Below are 1,940 nucleotides of genomic sequence, written 5' to 3'. Positions count from 1 at the left end.
TAGAGCGCCGGCCCCGGGGCCGACTCGCCGAAGGTCTCCATGCCGATCACCCGGCCCCGGTCGCCCAGCAGCGCCTGCCAGGGCATCGGGTGGGCCGCCTCCATGGCGATCACGGGCACACCGGCCGGCAGCACCGCCTCGCGATAATCCTGTGACTGCCGCTGGAACACCTCCAGGCAGGGCATGGACACCACCCGCACCCGGCGCCCCGCCTCGGCCAGCCGCTCGGCCGCCTGGCGCAGGATCTCCACCTCGCTGCCCGTGCCCAGCAGGATCAGCTCCGGCTCACCCTCGGGCTCCACCAGGGCGTAGCCGCCGCGGCGGATCTGCTGGAGCTGCTCGTCGCTGCGCGCCTGCGCCGGCAGCCCCTGGCGCGAGAGCGCGAGCAGGCTCGGCCCGTCCCGGCGCTCGATCGCCGCCTGCCACGCCGCCTGGGTCTCGATCGCGTCACACGGGCGCCAGACGTGCAGCCCGGGGATCAGCCGCAGGCTGGCCAGGTGCTCCACCGGCTGGTGGGTGGGGCCGTCCTCGCCCAGGCCGATGGAGTCGTGGGTGTGCACGAAGACCTGCTGGATGCCCATCAGCGCGGCCATGCGGATGGCGTTGCGCGCGTAATCGGAGAACACCAGGAAGGTGCCGGTGTAGGGGATGAACCCGCCGTGCAGCGCCAGCCCGTTGGCGAGCGCACTCATGCCGAACTCGCGCACCCCGTAGTGAACGTAGTTGCCGTCGGCGTCGGCCTTGCCGCCGCCGATCACCGCGCAGTCCTCCCACTTGGTGTTGTTCGAGCCACTGAGATCGGCCGAGCCGCCGATCAGCTCCGGCAGGTAGGGGCCCAGGCGGTTGAGCGCCTGCTCCGAGGCCTTGCGCGTGGCCACCTTGGCGCTCTCGTCCACCGCCGCGGCCAGCGCCTCCTCGGCGTGATCGGCAAAGCGCTCGGGCAACTGCCCCTTCATCCGCCGCTCGAACTCCGCGGCCATCTCCGGGTGCGCCTTGCGGTAGGCGGCCAGCCGCTCGTGCCACTCGGCCTCCTGCCGCTTGCCCCGCTCGCGGGCATCCCAGCCGGCGTAGATCTCGTGAGGGATCTCGAACGGGCCGTGGTCCCAGCGCAGGAACTCGCGCGTGGCCTGGATCTCCTCATCACCCAGCGGCGCGCCGTGCACCCCGTGGGTGCCGCAGACATTGGGCGCACCGAAGCCGATCACCGTCTTGGCGCAGATCAGGCTCGGCCGGTCGGTCACCGCCCGCGCCTCGTCGATGGCGCGCTTGATCGCCTCCGAGTCGTGGCCGTCCACATCGCGCACCACGTGCCAGCCGTAGGCCTCGAACCGGCCCGGGGTGTCGTCGGTGAACCAGCCCTCCACCTTGCCGTCGATGGAGATGCCGTTGTCGTCAAAGAAGCCGATCAGCTTGCCCAGCTTCAGCGTGCCGGCCAGCGAGCAGGCCTCGTGGCTCACCCCCTCCATCAGGCAGCCATCGCCCAGGAAGCAGTAGGTCCAGTGGTCCACCAGCGCATGGCCCGGCCGGTTGAACTGCGCGGCCAGGGTGCGCTCGGCCAGCGCCAGGCCCACCGCGTTGGCCAGCCCCTGGCCCAGCGGCCCGGTGGTGGTCTCCACCCCGGGGGTGTAGCCGTACTCCGGGTGGCCGGGGGTCTTGGAGTGCAACTGGCGGAAGGCCTTCAGCTCCGCCATGGGCAGCTCGTAGCCACTCAAATGCAGCAGGCTGTAGAGCAGCATCGAGCCGTGGCCGTTGGAGAGCACGAAACGGTCCCGGTCCCACCAGTGCGGGTTGGTCGGGTTGTGGCGCAGGTAATCGTTCCACAGCACTTCGGCAATGTCGGCCATGCCCATGGGCGCGCCCGGGTGACCGGACTTCGCGCGCTGCACCGCGTCCATGGACAGGGCTCGGATGGCATTGGCCAGCTCTCGGCGTGTGGGCAT

Annotated in this window: 1 protein-coding gene; it reads right to left on the bottom strand. The window is 71.1% G+C overall.

Translation table 11 applies throughout. The features are described from left to right. Nucleotides 1–1,940 (bottom strand): transketolase (gene tkt, locus DFR31_RS13670; RefSeq protein ID WP_121443251.1); only part of this gene is annotated, 1,940 nt, incomplete at both ends.

The organism is Alkalispirillum mobile, assembly GCF_003664325.1.
Classification (GTDB): Bacteria; Pseudomonadota; Gammaproteobacteria; order Nitrococcales; family Halorhodospiraceae; genus Alkalilimnicola; species Alkalilimnicola mobilis.
The sequence above is the reverse complement of the archived record's forward strand: the minus strand, read 5'-3'. Positions and strand labels throughout refer to the sequence as shown.